The organism is Enterobacter sp. Res13-Sevr-PEC09-46, assembly GCF_015672585.1.
In the GTDB taxonomy this organism is placed as follows: Bacteria; Pseudomonadota; Gammaproteobacteria; order Enterobacterales; family Enterobacteriaceae; genus Enterobacter; species Enterobacter hormaechei_C.
The window spans coordinates 199,970-217,580 of the sequence record NZ_JADABR010000015.1 but is presented as its reverse complement, the minus strand read 5'-3'; the positions used below and the strand labels follow the sequence as shown (position 1 = coordinate 217,580).

Annotated in this window: 14 protein-coding genes; 9 read left to right on the top strand and 5 right to left on the bottom strand. The window is 56.5% G+C overall.

The window, feature by feature from the left end:
* The first annotated feature begins 13 nt into the window (after positions 1–13).
* Entirely contained in the window at positions 14–1,276 is a 1,263-nt protein-coding gene (lysA, locus tag IMQ56_RS09020; RefSeq protein ID WP_196063868.1) for a diaminopimelate decarboxylase, read from the top strand.
* Here the strand turns inward: lysA and IMQ56_RS09015 are convergent.
* On the bottom strand, positions 1,246–2,283 hold the full coding sequence (locus IMQ56_RS09015) for a LacI family DNA-binding transcriptional regulator (RefSeq protein WP_196063867.1): 1,038 nt from the start codon (positions 2,281–2,283) through the stop codon (positions 1,246–1,248). The genes lysA and IMQ56_RS09015 overlap by 31 nt on opposite strands.
* Positions 2,284–2,582: 299 nt before the next feature.
* Between IMQ56_RS09015 and IMQ56_RS09010 the strand changes: the two genes are divergently transcribed.
* The 4 genes from IMQ56_RS09010 to IMQ56_RS08995 all read left to right on the top strand — a co-directional run bounded on the left by IMQ56_RS09010 (position 2,583) and on the right by IMQ56_RS08995 (position 6,668).
* Complete coding sequence (locus tag IMQ56_RS09010) at positions 2,583–3,908, top strand: PTS transporter subunit EIIC (RefSeq protein ID WP_032102923.1); 1,326 nt, start codon at positions 2,583–2,585, stop codon at positions 3,906–3,908.
* Between the two features lie 7 nt (positions 3,909–3,915).
* Positions 3,916–5,343: a glycoside hydrolase family 1 protein gene (locus IMQ56_RS09005; protein ID WP_023304354.1), complete on the top strand. Its 1,428-nt coding sequence runs from the start codon at positions 3,916–3,918 to the stop codon at positions 5,341–5,343.
* Between the two features lie 78 nt (positions 5,344–5,421).
* Entirely contained in the window at positions 5,422–6,195 is a 774-nt protein-coding gene (locus IMQ56_RS09000) for an FCD domain-containing protein (RefSeq protein ID WP_003862809.1), read from the top strand.
* Entirely contained in the window at positions 6,192–6,668 is a 477-nt protein-coding gene (locus tag IMQ56_RS08995; protein WP_017382852.1) for a GNAT family N-acetyltransferase, read from the top strand. Before IMQ56_RS09000 ends, IMQ56_RS08995 begins: the two co-directional genes overlap by 4 nt.
* On the opposite strand, the gene galR is transcribed toward IMQ56_RS08995, so the two are convergent.
* Positions 6,623–7,645: an HTH-type transcriptional regulator GalR gene (gene galR / locus IMQ56_RS08990; RefSeq protein ID WP_003862806.1), complete on the bottom strand. Its 1,023-nt coding sequence runs from the start codon at positions 7,643–7,645 to the stop codon at positions 6,623–6,625. The two genes, IMQ56_RS08995 and galR, sit on opposite strands and share 46 nt — an antisense overlap.
* A 617-nt stretch (positions 7,646–8,262) precedes the next feature.
* Here galR and aas point away from each other — a divergent pair.
* The gene (gene aas / locus IMQ56_RS08985; RefSeq protein ID WP_196063866.1) at positions 8,263–10,422 is read left to right on the top strand and encodes a bifunctional acyl-ACP--phospholipid O-acyltransferase/long-chain-fatty-acid--ACP ligase; all 2,160 of its coding nucleotides are present in this window, start codon (positions 8,263–8,265) and stop codon (positions 10,420–10,422) included.
* Positions 10,415–11,608, top strand: coding sequence for a lysophospholipid transporter LplT (gene lplT / locus IMQ56_RS08980; protein ID WP_023304351.1), 1,194 nt, complete (start codon positions 10,415–10,417; stop codon positions 11,606–11,608). Before aas ends, lplT begins: the two co-directional genes overlap by 8 nt.
* Before the next feature lie 93 nt (positions 11,609–11,701).
* Here lplT and IMQ56_RS08975 read toward each other — a convergent pair whose 3' ends face one another.
* The 3 genes from IMQ56_RS08975 to mutH form a co-directional block, all read right to left on the bottom strand.
* A complete protein-coding gene (locus IMQ56_RS08975) occupies positions 11,702–12,742 on the bottom strand; it encodes an NADP(H)-dependent aldo-keto reductase (RefSeq protein ID WP_015571754.1) in 1,041 nt (346 codons plus the stop codon).
* 132 nt (positions 12,743–12,874) lie between these two features.
* Entirely contained in the window at positions 12,875–13,093 is a 219-nt protein-coding gene (locus tag IMQ56_RS08970) for a YgdI/YgdR family lipoprotein (RefSeq protein WP_003862794.1), read from the bottom strand.
* A 128-nt stretch (positions 13,094–13,221) separates the two neighbouring features.
* Positions 13,222–13,914, bottom strand: a complete 693-nt coding sequence (gene mutH / locus IMQ56_RS08965; RefSeq protein WP_196063865.1) for a DNA mismatch repair endonuclease MutH — start codon at positions 13,912–13,914, stop codon at positions 13,222–13,224.
* 683 nt (positions 13,915–14,597) lie between these two features.
* Between mutH and rppH the strand changes: the two genes are divergently transcribed.
* Both rppH and ptsP read left to right on the top strand, forming a co-directional pair.
* Positions 14,598–15,128, top strand: coding sequence for an RNA pyrophosphohydrolase (gene rppH / locus IMQ56_RS08960; protein WP_003862791.1), 531 nt, complete (start codon positions 14,598–14,600; stop codon positions 15,126–15,128).
* 12 nt (positions 15,129–15,140) lie between these two features.
* Positions 15,141–17,387, top strand: a complete 2,247-nt coding sequence (gene ptsP / locus IMQ56_RS08955) for a phosphoenolpyruvate--protein phosphotransferase (RefSeq protein ID WP_015571752.1) — start codon at positions 15,141–15,143, stop codon at positions 17,385–17,387.
* The last annotated feature ends 224 nt before the right edge of the window (positions 17,388–17,611 follow it).

Below are 17,611 nucleotides of genomic sequence, written 5' to 3'. Positions count from 1 at the left end.
TACGGAGACGACCATGCCACGCCCACTCAACCAGACTGAGACCGATTTAAACGCCGATAACCTGCTGCGCCTGCCTGCCGAATTCGGCTGCCCGGTGTGGGTCTACGATGCGCAGATTGTCCGCGAGAAGATCGCCGCGCTGCATCAGTTTGACGTGGTGCGTTTTGCGCAGAAGGCCTGCTCGAATATTCATATTCTGCGCCTGATGCGCGAGCAGGGCGTGAAGGTTGACTCCGTATCGCTGGGTGAAATCGAACGTGCGCTGGCGGCCGGGTTTGATCCGAAAGCTGACAGCGACGCGATCGTCTTCACCGCTGACCTGATAGACGACGCCACGCTGGCGCGCGTGCACGAGCTGCAAATCCCGGTCAATGCCGGTTCGGTGGATATGCTGGAACAGCTTGGGCAGGTCTCTCCTGGCCATCGCGTCTGGCTGCGCATCAACCCGGGCTTTGGTCACGGTCACAGTCAGAAAACCAATACCGGGGGCGAAAACAGCAAGCACGGGATCTGGTATGCCGATATGCCTGCGGCGCTGGAGGTTTTACAACGCTACAACCTCAAGCTGGTGGGCATTCACATGCATATCGGGTCCGGCGTGGATTACGGCCATCTTGAGCAGGTCTGTGGCGCCATGGTGCGTCAGGTTATCGATTTTGGTCAGGATCTGGAGGCGATCTCCGCCGGGGGAGGGCTTTCGATTCCTTACCGCGAAGGGGAAGAGGCGATCGACACGGATCACTATTACGGCCTGTGGAGCGCCGCGCGTGACAGCATCGCCGCCCATCTGGGCCATGCAGTGAAGCTGGAGATTGAGCCGGGTCGTTTCCTGGTTGCCGAAGCTGGCGTGCTGGTGGCGCAGGTGCGGAGCGTGAAGGAGATGGGAAGCCGTCACTTTGTGCTGATTGATGCTGGCTTCAACGATCTGATGCGCCCGTCCATGTACAGCAGCTATCATCACATCACCGCGCTTGCCGCCGATGGCCGCGATCTGGTCAACGCCCCACGCATCGAGACCGTTGTTGCTGGCCCGCTGTGTGAATCCGGTGACGTCTTTACTCAGCAGGAAGGCGGGAAAGTCGAAACCCGTTCGCTGCCAGAGGTAAAACCGGGAGATTATCTGGTGCTGCATGATACCGGCGCGTACGGGGCGTCTATGTCTTCCAACTACAATAGCCGCCCGCTGCTGCCGGAAGTGCTGTTTGATAACGGCGTGGCGCGGCTGATTCGCCGTCGCCAGACCATTCAGGAGCTGCTGGCGTTAGAGCTGGTCTGATTAAACCAGGGCCCTGTTGTCACCGAATCGCGTAACACCAGGGTGCCGGTGAACGGCGGGATCGCTTCAACCGGCTGGTTTTTTGCCAGCCGGATCGCCTGGTCGATCGCCGTGACGATCATGTTGTCGATCGGCAGATACACCGACGACAGGGCAGGCTCCAGCCACTTTGCGCTGGGGGCATCGTCAAAACCAAACAGCGAAATATCCTGCGGGAGCTTCAGCCCGGCCTGGTGTAATGCTTTGGAGGCGCCGAGGGCCATATCATCGTTACAGGCAAACAGGGCGCTGAACGATGTCTTTTCCGCTATCAGCTCCTTGCACAGCTCGTAACCCCGCGTCATGCCTGCATCGCCGTATTTAATCCGCCGCTCGTCGAGACGAATACCGTGCTTCTCCAGCGCCTTACGGTAGCCCATCAGTCGCGCTTTACCCGTTGGCGTGTGGATCGGGACGGTGATACAGGCGATCTCCCGGTGGCCCTGGCTTATCAGGTAATCCACCGCTTTGAAGGCTGCGTCCTGCTGTTCAAAGAAGACGCAGCGATCCGCCGCCTGGCTCACTTCACGGTTAATGATCACCAGCGGCGTCTGCACGCTGTTGATCAGCTTCAGGATCGTCTTTTCGCTCATGTAACGCGTGTACAGCACGATGGCGTCGCACTTGCGGTCGGCGAGCATCTGCACCGCCTGTTCTTCCTGTTCAGGGGCGTCGTGACCGTCGGTAACAATCAGCTGTTTTCCGTGCTTTTCGGTCTGCCGTGACGCCTGCTGTAGCAAACGACCAAAGTAAAAACCGTCGAACGTCGAGACGACCAGACCAATGCTGTTGCTGGTCTGGTTAGCCAGCGAACGCGCGAGAAAGTTCGGACGATAGCCCAGCTCCTCCATCGCGCGAAATACCTGCTGACGCGTGCTCTCTTTAACCTGACCTGTGCCGTTCAGCACGCGCGAAACGGTGGCCTTCGACACGCCCGCACGCAGTGAGACATCCAGCATTGTTGCCATTCGAAATTCCTGTTTCCACGTAATGGTTTGCAGTTTAACACAGACCATCCGGCGCATAAGCGACGTGGGAAGGGCAAAACCCCATAACGATCACGCTTTTCGGTAACGATCCTCGCCCGCGGGATAAATGCCTGTCACTGGCATGCCAAAATGGTGATAAATCGCAATCCGGAATACCTCTTACCTCATTGAGAGCTTAATCACAGAACAAAGCGCCTGTGGACGCTATTTTTGGCATACCAATAGTATCCGGCTGTCCATCTTATTCAATAAAAGCCCTTTTACTGAGGTATTACCCTATGGCATTTCAGGAAAAACTGATCGACGCTCTGGGCAGTTTTGCCACCACCTTCAACAGCTATCGCTATATCCAGGCGATTAAGTCTGCGTTTATTACCTTAATGCCGGTCATCATTGTGGGGGCGTTCTCGGTACTGATCTCCAATATGGTGCTGGATCCGAAAAACGGCCTGGCGAGCTTTCAGTCGCTGTCGTTTCTGGCGGCGTTAAAGCCGATCACCAGTGCGCTGAACTATGCCACGCTCAACTTTCTCAACATCGGCGCGGTGTTTTTAATCGGCATTGAGCTGGGGCGTATTAACGGCATTAAGTCCCTGTTCCCCGGCCTGCTGGCGGTGATCTGCTTTATCTGCGTGACGCCGACCACGGTGGAAATGCTGGTGGACGGCGAGATGCACGTGGTGAAAGACGTGCTGCTGCGCCAGTTCTCGGATACCCGCAGCCTGTTCCTCGGCATGTTTATCGCCATCCTGTCAGTGGAGATTTACTGCTGGCTGGAAAACCGCAAGGGGCTGAAAATCAGGATGCCGGACACGGTGCCGCCGAATGTCGCCGCGTCGTTCTCTGCGCTGATCCCGGCCATTATCACCACCACCGCCATCGCCACCTTTGGCTTCGTGTTTCATCGGGTTACCGGAATGTATCTCTACGACGCGGTTTACCAGGTGGTGCAACAGCCGCTGGAGCGCGTGGTGCAAAGCCTGCCGGGGATCCTGCTGCTGATGTTTGTCGCCCAGCTGTTCTGGGTGATTGGTATTCACGGCAACCAGATGATCAAGCCGATCCGCGAGCCGCTGCTGCTGGGGGCAATCACTGTCAACATGAGCGCGTTCGAGCAGGGCAAAGAGGTGCCAAACATCATCACCATGCCGTTCTGGGATGTGTATATGAGCATTGGCGGCTCAGGGCTCACTATCGGTCTGCTGATCGCGGTGATGATTGCCACCAAACGCAAAGAGATGAAGGAGATCGCCAAGCTCTCCATCGGTCCTGGCCTGTTTAACATCAACGAGCCGGTGATCTTCGGGATGCCAGTCATGCTCAACCCGATCCTGGCTATCCCGTTCATCATCACGCCGCTGGTGACGGGCTCGATTGGCTACTTTGCCACCGTGACCGGATTTGCCGGGAAAGCCGTGGTGATGGTGCCCTGGACCACGCCGCCGCTGATCAACGCCTGGCTGTCAACCGCGGGCTCCATGGGGGCGGTGATCACCCAGTTTATCTGCATCGTGACTGCGGTGATCATCTATCTGCCGTTTGTGAAAATTGCCTCACGCCGCGCAGATCAGGCCGCACTGCAACAAGCCACCGATAACGCATGAGGACAGGATGAGCATAAAACAGATAACCATACCGCCAGATTTTATGCTGGGCGCGGCGGCATCGGCCTGGCAGACCGAGGGCTGGAGCGGCAAAAAGCCGGGGCAGGATTCGTGGATCGATCTCTGGTACAAGAACGATCGTCACGTCTGGCACAACGGCTACGGCCCGGCGGTGGCAACCGACTTTATCAATCGCTTTCGCGAAGACGTGGCGCTGATGAAGCAGGCGGGACTGACGCACTATCGCACCTCGATCAACTGGTCGCGCTTTTTGACCGACTATGAAAACGCCACCGTAGATGAAGAGTACGCCGCCTATTACGACGCGCTGTTCGATGAAATGCACCGTCAGGGCATTGAGCCGATGATCTGCCTGGAACACTACGAATTGCCGGGCGTGCTGCTGGAGACCTACGGCGGCTGGGCGTCGAAGCACGTCGTCGAGCTGTTCGTTCGCTATGCGGAAAAGGTGTTTGAGCGCTTTCACGGCAAAGTCACCCGCTGGTTTACCTTCAACGAGCCGATTGTGGTCCAGACGCGCGTCTACCTCGACGCGCTGCGCTGGCCCTATGAGCAGAACACCAGCACCTGGATGCAGTGGAACCACCATAAGGTGCTGGCGACGGCGAAAGTGGTGAAGCTGTTTCGCGAGAAAGGGTATGACGGCTCGGTGGGCTGTATTCTTAACCCGGAAGTGACCTATCCGCGCTCGCGCGCGCCGCATGACGTGCGGGCGGCAGAGATGTACGATCTGTTCTATAACCGCGTCTTTCTCGACCCGCTGGTGCACGGGCGCTATCCGCAGGCGCTTTTTACCCTGCTGGCGCAGCATCAGGTGCAGTGGGAATACACGGCTGACGAGCTGGCGCTGATTGCCGACAACACCGTCGACGAGCTGGGCATTAACCTCTATTACCCGCATCGCGTCAAAGCCCCGTCCCGCGCCTGGCACCTGGAGACGCCGTTCCACCCGGCGTACTACTACGAGCCGTTCGAGCTGCCGGGGCGGAGGATGAACACCTCCCGCGGCTGGGAGATCTTCCCGCGCATTATTTACGATATGGCGATGCGGATTAAAAACGAGTATCGCAACATTGACTGGTTTGTGGCGGAAAGCGGGATGGGCGTGGAGAACGAAGCGGAGTTTCGCAATCGCGACGGCATTATCGATGACGCATACCGCATCGCGTTTATCAGCGAACATCTTTATTACACGCTGCTGGCGCGGGAGGCGGGGGCTAACTGCCACGGCTATATGCTGTGGGCCTTCACCGACAACGTCTCCCCGATGAACGCGTTTAAAAACCGCTACGGGCTTATTGAGATCGACCTTGAAAACCATCGCGCACGGCGGGCAAAGAAATCGGCATCCTGGTTTCGCCAGCTGCGCGATGAGCGTGTGATGACGCTCAGGGTTGACGATGAATGGAAGTAAGCCTTCTGGTAAAATAGCGCACAAACTGGCCGGGAGGACGTCCGGCCCGCGCATTAACTGAAAAACACAGGTGAAAACGTGGATAAGGCTGTCATCCTGCCGGAAAAAAAACAGTACCAGGAGATTGGCGAGGATTTACGGGCGCAGATTATCCAGGGGCATTATCCCGTGGGATCGCGTCTGCCGCCGGAGCGCAACATCGCCGAGACGTATGGCGTGAGCCGCACTATCGTGCGCGAGGCGCTGCTGATGCTTGAGCTACAGGGGACGGTGGATATTCGCCAGGGGTCTGGCGTGTACGTGATGCGCATTCCGGAGGAGCATGAAAACGAGGAAGAACGTTTTCTGAACAGTGACGTGGGTCCGTTTGAAATTCTCCAGGCGCGTCAGCTGCTTGAAAGCAACATTGCCGCCTTTGCCGCAAAAATGGCGACGCGGGCGGATATCGACAACCTGCGCCGCATCATCGAGCAGGAGCAACGGGCTATTGCCGCCGACGATCGCAGCCAGGACAACAACAAAATGTTCCACCTGGTACTGGCGGGGGCCACACAAAACCAGATGCTGCTGGCGACCGTTGAAAGCGTCTGGCATCACATGGACAGCAGCCCACTGTGGCAGCAATTCAACGGCCACATCGCCAGCCGCGCATGGCGGCTGAAATGGCTCGGCGACAGGCAAACCATTCTCGCTGCGCTCCGCCGCCGCGACGTGATGGGGGCGTGGCAGGCGATGTTCCAGCATCTTGAAAACGTCAAAAAGAGCCTGCTTGAGCTGTCAGACGAAGACGCGCCCGATTTTGACGGCTATCTCTTTGAATCGGTCCCCCTTTTCCAGGGGAAACTGGTGTGAATATACTGCCGCTTCACGCTGCGCCGCAGTTTACACAGCGGGTGATCGACTGGATCTGGAACGCGTTTGGTGAAGGTATGCCGCGTGCCTTTTTCCAGAGCATTGTTGAGCACAGCCTGACGCCGGGCGAGTTACCGCTCACCTTTATTGCCGTTGAGGATGACCAGCTGCTGGGCACCGTTGGGTTGTGGCGTTGCGATTTAATTTCCCGGCAGGATCTCCACCCCTGGCTGGCTGCGCTGTATGTCGATGAAGCCGCCCGGGGAAACGGGCTGGCGGGAAAACTTCAGCAGCATGTTATCGGCTACGCGCGACGCGCCGGGTATCACGAGCTTCATCTCTGGTCTGCCTGCCGCGACTTCTACGAACGTTACGGCTGGCACTACATCGGCGATGCGCTGGAATACCCGGATAAAACCGTCCATCTCTATCGCTGTTCGCTCACGGCTTCCGCGGGCGATACCACCGAGTGACGGCGCACTAAGGTTGGGCTGAACAGGTGGGTAATTTCCGGTGGCGGGCGATGCTCGGCCAGCGCTAACGCCAGTTCTGCCGCCTGCGTTGCCATGGTCACAATCGGGTAGCGCACGGTGGTCAGGCGAGGACGCACGTAGCGCGACACCAGCACATCATCAAAGCCAATCAGCGAAATTTCTGCCGGGACGTCAATCCCGTTATCATTCAGCACGCCCATTGCGCCGGCGGCCATGGAGTCGTTATAGCTGGCCACGGCGGTGAAATTCCGCCCGCGGCCCAGCAGCTCCGTCATCGCCTGCTCGCCGCCACTCTCATCCGGTTCTCCGTACGCCACAAGACGATCGTTGCACGGCAGACCGGCTTCGCGCAGCGCGTCGTAATAGCCCTGAAGGCGATCTTCCGCATCGGAAATTGGGTGGTTGGAGCACAGATAACCAATTCGGGTATGGCCCTGCTGGATCAGATGACGGGTTGCGAGCCATGCGCCGTAACGGTCGTCGAGCGCCACGCAGCGGGTTTCAAAACCGGGAATAATGCGGTTGATAATCACCATCCCCGGCATCTGTTTCATCAGATGGATCAGCTCGGCGTCGGGGATCATTTTTGCATGGACCACCAGCGCCGCACAGCGATGACGGATCAGCTGCTCAATGGCCTGGCGCTCTTTCTGTTCATTGTGGTAGCCATTACCAATCAGCAGGAAATTTCCGGTGTGATAAGAAACTTGTTCTACGGCTTTGACCATTGCACCGAAAAACGGATCGGATACATCCCCGACCACCAGCCCGATGGTTTCTGTCGACTGCTGGGCAAGGGCGCGCGCGTTGGCGTTAGGGTGATAATTCAGGTTTTCCATGGCGTCCTGCACGGCCTGGCGCGATGCATCACTCGCTTTAGGGGAGTTGTTGATCACGCGGGAGACGGTCGCGACGGAAACACCGGCCAGACGAGCCACATCCTTAATTGTCGCCATTCAATACCTTCTTATAGGGGTAAGCGTTTACACACTAACTAGTGTTGCGGAAAAGCGGCGCGCATTCAAGGGGAGCGGGTAAGCGTCCTCTGCAAACGTGAAGCAGAACATCCCTCGCGGTGTAATCGTTACACGGCCAGTCATGTCTGAATAATGTCAATCTGAACCTTTAGTTACACTTTGCCTCAGGCTGTTGCGATTGTCCGTTAGCAACGATGCGTAGTGAATTGCTAGAGTCGAGATCCCAGAGGTATTGATAGGTGGAATCAACTTCGGTTGATTAACACGATTTACACCAACCTGCGTTTTACGCAGGTTTTTTTTTGCCTGTAAGTTCAACCTGTAACAGCAAAAGAGAATATTCACACCTGGTTGCACTTCGGCTCATTCCCTTGCGTTTTCCCGCTGGCGAAGCCTGTCGCCGGAGGCCACAATCAAGATCCCAGAGGTATTGATTGGTGAGAATTCCTGGTACGTTTTCGTACTCTTCTCTTGCACCAACCTGCGCGGATGCGCAGGTTTTTTTTCGCCTCTGTTTTTGCTATCGCTCCCTCACTACTTCTCGTGTAATCTGCCACCATTTATACCTTTCACACTGGCTGGCAAAGGGAGTTGAAATGCTTTTTGGGTTCTTCCGCACACTGTTTCGTGTCCTGTTTCGCATCCGCGTGACTGGCGATACGCAGGCACTCTATGGCGAGCGTGTGCTTATCACACCGAATCACGTCTCTTTTCTTGATGGCGTATTGCTGGCGCTGTTTTTGCCCGTGCGGCCCGTCTTCGCGGTTTACAGCTCCATCAGTGAAAAATGGTACATGCGCTGGCTCAAACCGCTGATTGATTTTGTCCCGCTCGACCCAACCAAACCGATGATGATTAAACATCTGGTGCGTCTGATAGGGCAGGGGCGCCCGGTGGTTATCTTCCCGGAAGGGCGTATTTCAGTGACGGGCTCCCTGATGAAAATTTACGACGGGGCCGGTTTTGTCGCGGCGAAGTCTCAGGCCACCGTCGTGCCGCTACGCATCGACGGGGCTGAGCTAACCTTTTTCAGCCGTCTGAAAGGGCTGGTGAAGCAGCGTCTGTTCCCGAAAATTACCCTGCATATATTACCGCCGACGTCACTGCCGATGCCCGAGGCGCCGCGCGCGCGCGACCGCCGTAAAATCGCCGGGGAAATGCTGCACCAGATTATGATGGAAGCGCGCATGGCCGTTCGCCCGCGCGAAACGCTGTATGAATCGTTGCTGTCGGCGCAGTATCGCTACGGTGCGAAGAAAAACTGCGTCGAAGACATCAATTTTACGCCGGATACCTACCGTAAGCTGTTGACCAAAACGCTGTTTGTCGGGCGTATCCTGGAAAAGTACAGTAAACAGGGCGAAAAGATCGGCCTGATGCTGCCAAACGCGGGTATCAGCGCGGCGGTAATCTTTGGTGCCGTGTCCCGGGGCCGCATTCCGGCGATGATGAACTACACGGCGGGCGTGAAAGGGCTCTCCAGCGCGATTACCGCAGCACAAATCAACACAATCTTTACCTCCCGCCAGTTCCTGGATAAAGGCAAGCTGTGGCACCTGCCGGAACAGCTGACGCAGGTGCGCTGGGTGTTCCTGGAAGATCTGAAAGCAGACGTCACGACCGCTGACAAGCTGTGGATTTTCGCGCACCTGCTGATGCCGCGTCAGGCGCAGGTTAAGCAGCAGCCGGAAGATGATGCCATTATCCTCTTTACCTCTGGCTCTGAAGGTAACCCGAAAGGTGTGGTTCACAGCCACAAAAGCATTCTGGCGAACGTCGAACAGATTAAAACCATTGCTGACTTTACCGCCAACGATCGCTTTATGTCAGCGCTGCCGCTGTTCCACTCATTTGGTCTGACCGTGGGTCTCTTTACACCGCTGCTGACCGGTGCCGAGGTGTTCCTCTACCCAAGCCCGCTGCACTACCGCATTGTGCCGGAACTGGTTTATGACCGTAACTGCACGGTGCTGTTCGGGACGTCCACCTTCCTCGGTAACTACGCGCGCTTCGCCAACCCGTATGATTTCTTCCGCGTACGCTATGTGGTGGCGGGCGCGGAAAAACTCCAGGACAGCACGCGCCAGATCTGGCAGGACAAGTTTGGCCTGCGCATTCTGGAAGGCTATGGCGTGACGGAGTGCGCGCCGGTGGTCTCCATCAACGTTCCGATGGCGGCTAAACCGGGAACGGTTGGCCGCATTCTGCCGGGGCTGGACGCACGTCTGCTGGCGGTGCCGGGTATTGAAGATGGCGGACGTCTTCAGCTGAAAGGGCCGAACGTCATGAACGGCTATCTGCGTGTGGAAAACCCGGGCGTGCTTGAGGCGCCGACGGCCGAGAACGTCAATGGCGAGGTTGAAACGGGCTGGTACGACACGGGCGATATCGTGCGCTTCGACGATCAGGGCTTCGTGCAGATCCAGGGACGTGCAAAACGCTTCGCCAAAATCGCCGGGGAGATGGTCTCTCTTGAAATGGTCGAAACGCTGGCGACCGCCGTCTCGGCGGAGAAAATGCATGCGACCGTGGTGAAAAGTGATGCCAGTAAAGGCGAGGCGCTGGTGCTCTTCACGACAGACGGTGAACTGAAGCGTGACGCGCTGCTCAGGTATGCACGCGAACACGGTATCCCCGAGCTGGCGGTTCCCCGCGATATTCGTTACCTCAAACAGTTACCGGTGCTGGGCAGCGGTAAACCCGATTTCGTGACCCTGAAGGGCATGGTTGAAGAGGCGGAACAGCAAAATGCGTGAGTCAGTGCACACTAACACTTCAATCTGGTCGAAAGGCATGATGGCGGTTATCGCCGCCCAGTTTCTTTCCGCGTTCGGCGATAACGCGTTGCTGTTTGCCACGCTGGCGTTGCTGAAAGCTGAGTTTTATCCCGACTGGAGCCAGCCGATCCTTCAGATGGTGTTTGTGGGTGCTTACATCGTATTTGCGCCGTTTGTCGGCCAGGTGGCGGACAGCTTCCCGAAAGGTCGGGTCATGATGTTTGCCAACAGCCTTAAGCTTCTGGGCGCGGCAAGTATCTGCTTTGGTATCAATCCGTTCGTCGGCTACACGCTGGTGGGCATTGGCGCGGCAGCCTACTCTCCGGCGAAGTACGGCATTCTGGGTGAACTCACCACCGGTGATAAGCTGGTGAAGGCCAACGGCCTGATGGAGTCCTCCACCATTGCGGCTATTTTGCTGGGCTCAGTGGCGGGCGGCGTACTGGCAGACTGGCATGTGCTCGCCGCGCTTGGCATCTGCGCCCTGATGTACGGTGGCGCGGTGATCGCCAACCTGTTTATCCCCAAACTGGCCGTGGCGCGTCCGGGGCAATCCTGGCGCTTCGGGCCAATGACCGGCAGCTTCTTCAACGCCTGCCGCGTACTGTGGCGTAACGGTGAAACACGCTTCTCGCTGATGGGCACCAGCATGTTCTGGGGGGCCGGCGTTACGCTGCGTTTCCTGCTGGTGCTGTGGGTGCCGGTGGCGCTGGGCATTACTGACAACGCCACGCCGACTTACCTGAATGCCATGGTCGCCGTCGGGATTGTTGTCGGGGCCGGGGCTGCGGCAAAACTGGTGACGCTGGAAACCGTCGGGCGCTGCATGCCTGCGGGGATCCTGATCGGCGTCGGCGTTCTGTTCTTCTCCCTGCAACATGCCCTATTGCCTGCCTATGCCCTGCTGTTGCTGATCGGCATGTTAGGCGGTTTCTTTGTGGTGCCGCTAAACGCGCTGTTGCAGGAGCGCGGCAAGCAGACCGTTGGGGCGGGTAACGCCATTGCGGTGCAAAACCTTGGTGAAAACATGGCGATGTTACTGATGCTGGGGATTTACTCGCTGGCGGTAAAAGCAGGTGCGCCGGTCGTGGCAATCGGGGTAGGATTCGGCGCGCTGTTCGCGCTGGCGATTAGCGGTCTGTGGGTCTGGCAGCGTCGTCGTTGAATTGTGCGGCCTGATGCCCTCACCCCGGCCCTCTCCCACAGGGAGAGGGTGAAAACCCTAAAAACGGCAACGTGCGTTGCCTTTTTGCTTTTATTACGGTGCCGGGTAGGTGTATACCTGATGCACCGCTTCAATCTCCGCTAATACCTCTTCACTCAGGTTCAGATGGAAACTCTCAATATTGGTTTTCAACTGATCCATCGTCGTGGCGCCGAGCAGGGTACTCGCCACAAACGGCTGGCGACGCACGAAGGCCAGCGCCATCTGCGCCGGATCGAGTCCGTGACGTTTCGCGATATCCACATAGGCCGCAACGGCTTTTTGCGTCTGCTCGCCGCTGTAGCGGGTGAAGCGGCTGAAAAGCGTGTTACGCGCGCCAGCCGGTTTCGCGCCGTTCAGGTATTTGCCCGTCAGGGTGCCGAAGCCCAGGCAAGAGTAGGCGAGCAGCTCCACCTCTTCGTACTGCGTCACCTCCGCCAGACCCACTTCATAACTGCGGTTCAGCAGGCTGTACGGGTTCTGAATGGTCACTATGCGCGGCAGATCGTGTTTATCGGCCAAATGCAGATAGCGCATCACGCCAAACGCCGTCTCGTTGGAAACGCCAATGTAGCGGATCTTACCCGCCCGCTGGCACTCCGTGAGCGCTTCCAGCGTTTCCAGCAGGGTAACTGCCGGAGCACTTTCGTTCCAGGTGTAGCCAAGCTTACCGAAGCAGTTCGTCGGACGCTGCGGCCAGTGCACCTGATAAAGATCGAGATAGTCGGTTTGCAGGCGCTTGAGGCTGGCATCCAGCGCGGCACGGATATTCTTGCGATCGAGGATCTGGTTAGGGCGGATCCCGGCATCGTTATTACGGGAAGGGCCGCTGACTTTGGAGGCGATGACCAGCTTTTCGCGATTGCCGCGTTTCGCCAGCCAGTTGCCGACATACGTTTCAGTAAGACCTTGTGTTTCCGGGCGGGGAGGAACGGGGTACATCTCCGCCACGTCAATCAGGTTAATGCCCTGGCTGACGGCGTAATCGAGTTGTGCATGGGCATCGGCTTCGCTGTTTTGTTCACCAAATGTCATGGTGCCCAACCCCAGTTGGCTGATCTCCAGAGCGCTGTGGGGGATACGGTGATAATGCATAGCCGGTTTCCTTTTTTTGACATACAGACTGCGTCAGGAACCTCCCGACAAAGGAATATAAACATGGCAGAGGGAAGGCAAAAGGGGAAGGAAAAAATCAAAAAGGCCAGCAAGCTACTGACCTTTATCTGTTTAACGCTCGATGATCTGGGAGACTTCGTCGCGATTAATCTGCATTTGATTGCCTTCGCGATCGCGGTAACTCACCAGACCGGTATCGTCGTCGACTTCGGGTTTGCCATCGGTCAGGATCATACGACCATCTTTCGTTGACATGACATAGTCGCTGCTGCAACCCGATACCGCAAACGCTAAACCGACTGCTGAGATAATTACTGCCCATTTTTTCATCGTTCTCATCCTCACCTGGCTCGTATCAAATCATAGTGTAGTAATAACCTGATATTACGACAGGTGAAAGGGGGGAAATCTTAAAAAGGAGGAGATTATGTTAGCCGGAGCGCAAAATTGGTAAAAAACTATGTTTTCAACAGGAAGTGGCGTGCCAGCAGCGCCCCGGTGAAATTCTTTTTAAGATAGAAACCGCGCGGCAGCGTCAGGATCGGTTCGCCCTGTGCGCCTACCGCTTCAGTGAGCGCTTTGCTGTTGGCGGCTTTGGGACGAAGTTGCAGCACTTCGCCATGCCGGGCGGTGATACGCTCAACCTGTCCCAGCACAATCATGTCCATCAGCTCTTCCCAGTCCTGGGAAAGCTGTCTCTCCTCTTCTTCATTCGGGCTCCAGAGCAGCGGGGCGCCAACGCGACGCTCAGCCAGCGGGATCTGCCTGTCGCCCTCAACGGGTACCCACAACACCCGCTTCAGCTTATGCCTGACGTGGCTGGTTTCCCATGTCACTCCGCTGTTACCCGTGAGCGGCGCAACGCAGACAAAGGTGGTTTCCAGCGGCCGTCCCTGGCTATCGATGGGGATCGTCTTCAGTTCCACCCCCAGCGCCGCAAAATCTTGCTCGGGTTTACTGCCCGCGCTTGCGCCCAGCCAGCGTTCCAGCAACACGCCGATCCAGCCCTTATCACGCTTTAGATCGTTAGGTATCGTCAACCCCGCCATCACGGCCAGCTCGCCCAGTGAATAGCCTGCCAGGCGTTGTGCCTGCTGGAGCAACTGGGCTTCACTGACGGGAGAAGAGAGCAGTGGGGCGAGAGAATGCATGCTAACGACCTTTTGATTAAAAAATGAGCTGATATTTTATCCCTTGTGGACAGAGTTTACCTTTTTCTGTGCACCTATTCCATGTGGATGATTTATATCATCTTTTTTAGAATATAATCCGTCCCGCGGCGGCTAAAAAACAGGTTGTGCAATTCTGGTCACTGACAATAAACAGGATCTTACACCATGTTATCCACAGAAAAATGGGATAACTGGGAATAACTGCCACTACTGTTTCAATTTACAGCCTTGACGTGCGATGAAAATCGAATTTTCACACAAATTGTGCCTAACTTATTGGCACAAACTGTGGATAAAACCGACGCTGTTCGATCTTTCATCAGCAGGAGGATCTTTGATGTGATGATCGTCACGTTTATCGCCCTGGATACCCTTAATTTCAATATAATCATATGAATTTAAATGATTTATTATAAGCGGGGTAAATTGGCGGCTCGTCGGGCTACAAGGTTGTTCATCGGTAATTCCGCACTTCTTCACAACTATATCCACAGAAAAGGTGAATAAAAATGGTCTCTGTCGCCCGCATCTGTTTATAACTCCGCACTAAATTGTGAGTTATTCAAATGTTATTAGGTTGCAGGCCTGTAAGAGAGTGGTTTACCGCCTCCCTGTAGTGTGAAACAATCATTCATATATCAGATTTAGTTTGGGGTAGTCCGGTGATTGATGACGATGGCTACCGCCCAAACGTAGGAATAGTAATTTGTAATCGTCAGGGCCAGGTGATGTGGGCCCGGCGATATGGTCAGCACTCCTGGCAGTTCCCGCAAGGCGGGATCAATCCCGGAGAGTCCCCAGAACAAGCGATGTACCGGGAGCTGTTTGAAGAGGTTGGTTTAAGCCGAAAAGATGTTCGCATCCTGGCTTCGACCCGCAACTGGTTGCGTTACAAGTTACCGAAACGTTTGGTGCGTTGGGACACAAAGCCGGTTTGTATCGGCCAGAAACAGAAGTGGTTTCTTTTGCAGTTGGTGGGCAACGATTCAGATATCAATATGCAAACCAGCAGCACGCCAGAGTTTGATGGCTGGCGCTGGGTAAGCTACTGGTATCCGGTTCGTCAGGTCGTGTCATTTAAGCGCGATGTATATCGTAGGGTGATGAAAGAGTTCGCAAGTGTCGTGATGCAGCTTCAGGAGACGCCTCCGAAGCCACAGAGCGCACCTGCCTGGCGACGTAAAAGAGGTTAAGCTACGCAAATCATGCTCACCCGCTTGCGAGAAATAGTTGAAAAGGTTGCCAGTGCGCCTCGCCTCAACGAGGCGCTGAATATTCTGGTGACGGACATCTGTCTTGCGATGGAAACCGAGGTCTGTTCGGTCTACCTGGCCGACCATGACCGACGTTGCTACTACCTGATGGCAACCCGCGGTTTAAAAAAACCACGGGGACGCACCGTCACGCTCGCGTTTGATGAAGGTATTGTTGGCCTGGTCGGGCGACTGGCGGAGCCAATCAACCTTGCCGATGCGCAAAAACATCCCAGCTTCAAATATATCCCTTCCGTCAAAGAGGAGCGGTTCCGCGCTTTCCTTGGCGTGCCGATTATTCAGCGCCGTCAACTGCTTGGCGTGCTTGTTGTCCAGCAACGAGAGTTGCGGCAGTACGACGAAAGCGAGGAGTCTTTCCTCGTCACGCTGGCAACGCAGATGGCTGCGATCCTCTCCCAGTCTCAGCTGGCAGCCCTTTTTGGGCAGTATCGTCATACCCGCATCCGCGCGCTTCCGGCCTCGCCGGGCGTCGCGATTGCCGAAGGCTGGATGGATGCCACGCTCCCCCTGATGGAGCAGGTCTATGAAGCCTCGACGCTGGATGAAGCGCTTGAGCGCGAACGGCTTACCGCTGCGCTGGAAGAGGCGGCAAATGAGTTTCGTCGCTACAGCAAACGCTTTGCCGCTGGCGCGCAAAAAGAGACGGCGGCCATTTTCGACCTCTACTCACACCTGCTTTCCGATGCGCGTTTGCGTCGTGAGTTATTTGCCGAGGTCGATAAAGGTTCGGTGGCAGAGTGGGCGGTTAAAAAGGTCATTGAAAAATTTGCCGAGCAGTTTGCGGTGCTGACTGACGGTTATCTGAAAGAGCGCGCCGGCGATTTACGCGCGCTTGGGCAACGTCTGCTGTTCCACCTTGATGATACTATTCAGGGGGCGAATGCCTGGCCGAGCCGGTTTGTGCTGGTGGCTGATGAACTCTCGGCGACGACGCTGGCGGAATTACCGCAGGACAGGCTGGCGGGCGTGGTGGTGCGCGATGGCGCAGCTAACTCCCATGCCGCCATTATGGTGCGCGCGCTCGGTATTCCGACCGTGATGGGGGCGGATATTCAGCCCTCCGTACTGCACCGCCGTACGCTGGTGGTGGACGGATACCGCGGTGAGTTGCTGGTGGATCCTGAGCCGGTTCTCCTTCAGGAGTACCAGCGTCTTATCAGCGAAGAGAATGAATTAAGCAAGCTGGCGGAAGATGACGTCAACCTGCCCGCGCAGCTCAAGAGCGGTGAGCGGGTGAAGGTGATGCTCAATGCTGGCTTAAGCCCTGAGCATGAAGAGAAGCTCGGCAGCCGCATCGATGGCATCGGCCTCTACCGCACCGAAATACCGTTTATGCTGCAAAGCGGCTTCCCGTCAGAAGAGGAGCAGGTGGCGCAGTATCAGGGCATGTTGCAGATGTTTAACGACAAACCCGTCACGTTGCGCACCCTGGACGTCGGCGCGGATAAGCAACTGCCCTATATGCCCATCAGTGAAGAGAATCCCTGCCTCGGCTGGCGTGGGATCCGCATAACCCTCGATCAGCCGGAAATCTTCCTTATCCAGGTTCGTGCGATGCTGCGTGCCAACGCGGCCACGGGGAATCTCAGCATTTTGCTGCCGATGGTCACCAGTATTGACGAGATCGACGAAGCGCGGCGGTTGATAGAACGTGCAGGGCGCGAAGTGGAAGAGATGATCGGCTATGCGATCCCTAAACCCCGTATTGGCGTGATGCTTGAAGTGCCTTCGATGGTCTTTATGTTGCCGCAGCTGGCGACCCGCGTTGATTTTATCTCCGTTGGCACCAACGACTTAACGCAATACATTCTGGCGGTCGATCGCAACAATACGCGCGTTGCCAGCATCTACGACAGCCTGCATCCGGCGATGCTTCGTGCCCTGGCGATGATCGCCCGCGAAGCCGAGCAGCATAATATCGACCTGCGCCTGTGCGGTGAAATGGCCGGCGATCCGATGTGCGTGGCGATCCTGATTGGTCTCGGTTTCCGTCACCTGTCAATGAACGGACGTTCCGTTGCGCGTGTGAAATACCTGTTACGTCACATCGAACAAGATGAGGCGCGCGAACTGGCCGCGCGTAGCCTGGAAGCACAGCTGGCAGCCGAAGTGCGCCATCAGGTGGCTGCGTTTATGGAGCGACGCGGCATGGGCGGTTTGATCCGGGGCGGCCGCTGATCCCCACAAAATAATGACGGCTCCGACGACCCCCTCTCCCTTGAGGGAGAGGGATGGGGTGAGGGGGAACAGCGCGCATGAAACCCTATACACATCTTTTACATCTCAGGCGCATCCTCCACGCCTGCCTTATGCTATGATTCGCAACTTTGGAGCACCTGCCAACGGCGGGAATGCAATTCACCCGCTGTCCACTTTCAGCGGAATAACAACATCTTGTGGTG

Excerpts from the sequence above, each read along its gene's own strand:
- lysA (WP_196063868.1), top strand. The coding sequence starts at position 14 with ATGCCACGCCCACTCAACCAGACTGAGACCGATTTAAACGCCGATAAC.
- IMQ56_RS09015 (WP_196063867.1), bottom strand. The coding sequence starts at position 2,283 with ATGGCAACAATGCTGGATGTCTCACTGCGTGCGGGCGTGTCGAAGGCC.
- IMQ56_RS09010 (WP_032102923.1), top strand. The coding sequence starts at position 2,583 with ATGGCATTTCAGGAAAAACTGATCGACGCTCTGGGCAGTTTTGCCACC.
- IMQ56_RS09005 (WP_023304354.1), top strand. The coding sequence starts at position 3,916 with ATGAGCATAAAACAGATAACCATACCGCCAGATTTTATGCTGGGCGCG.
- galR (WP_003862806.1), bottom strand. The coding sequence starts at position 7,645 with ATGGCGACAATTAAGGATGTGGCTCGTCTGGCCGGTGTTTCCGTCGCG.
- aas (WP_196063866.1), top strand. The coding sequence starts at position 8,263 with ATGCTTTTTGGGTTCTTCCGCACACTGTTTCGTGTCCTGTTTCGCATC.
- lplT (WP_023304351.1), top strand. The coding sequence starts at position 10,415 with ATGCGTGAGTCAGTGCACACTAACACTTCAATCTGGTCGAAAGGCATG.
- IMQ56_RS08975 (WP_015571754.1), bottom strand. The coding sequence starts at position 12,742 with ATGCATTATCACCGTATCCCCCACAGCGCTCTGGAGATCAGCCAACTG.
- IMQ56_RS08970 (WP_003862794.1), bottom strand. The coding sequence starts at position 13,093 with ATGAAAAAATGGGCAGTAATTATCTCAGCAGTCGGTTTAGCGTTTGCG.
- mutH (WP_196063865.1), bottom strand. The coding sequence starts at position 13,914 with ATGCATTCTCTCGCCCCACTGCTCTCTTCTCCCGTCAGTGAAGCCCAG.
- ptsP (WP_015571752.1), top strand. The coding sequence starts at position 15,141 with ATGCTCACCCGCTTGCGAGAAATAGTTGAAAAGGTTGCCAGTGCGCCT.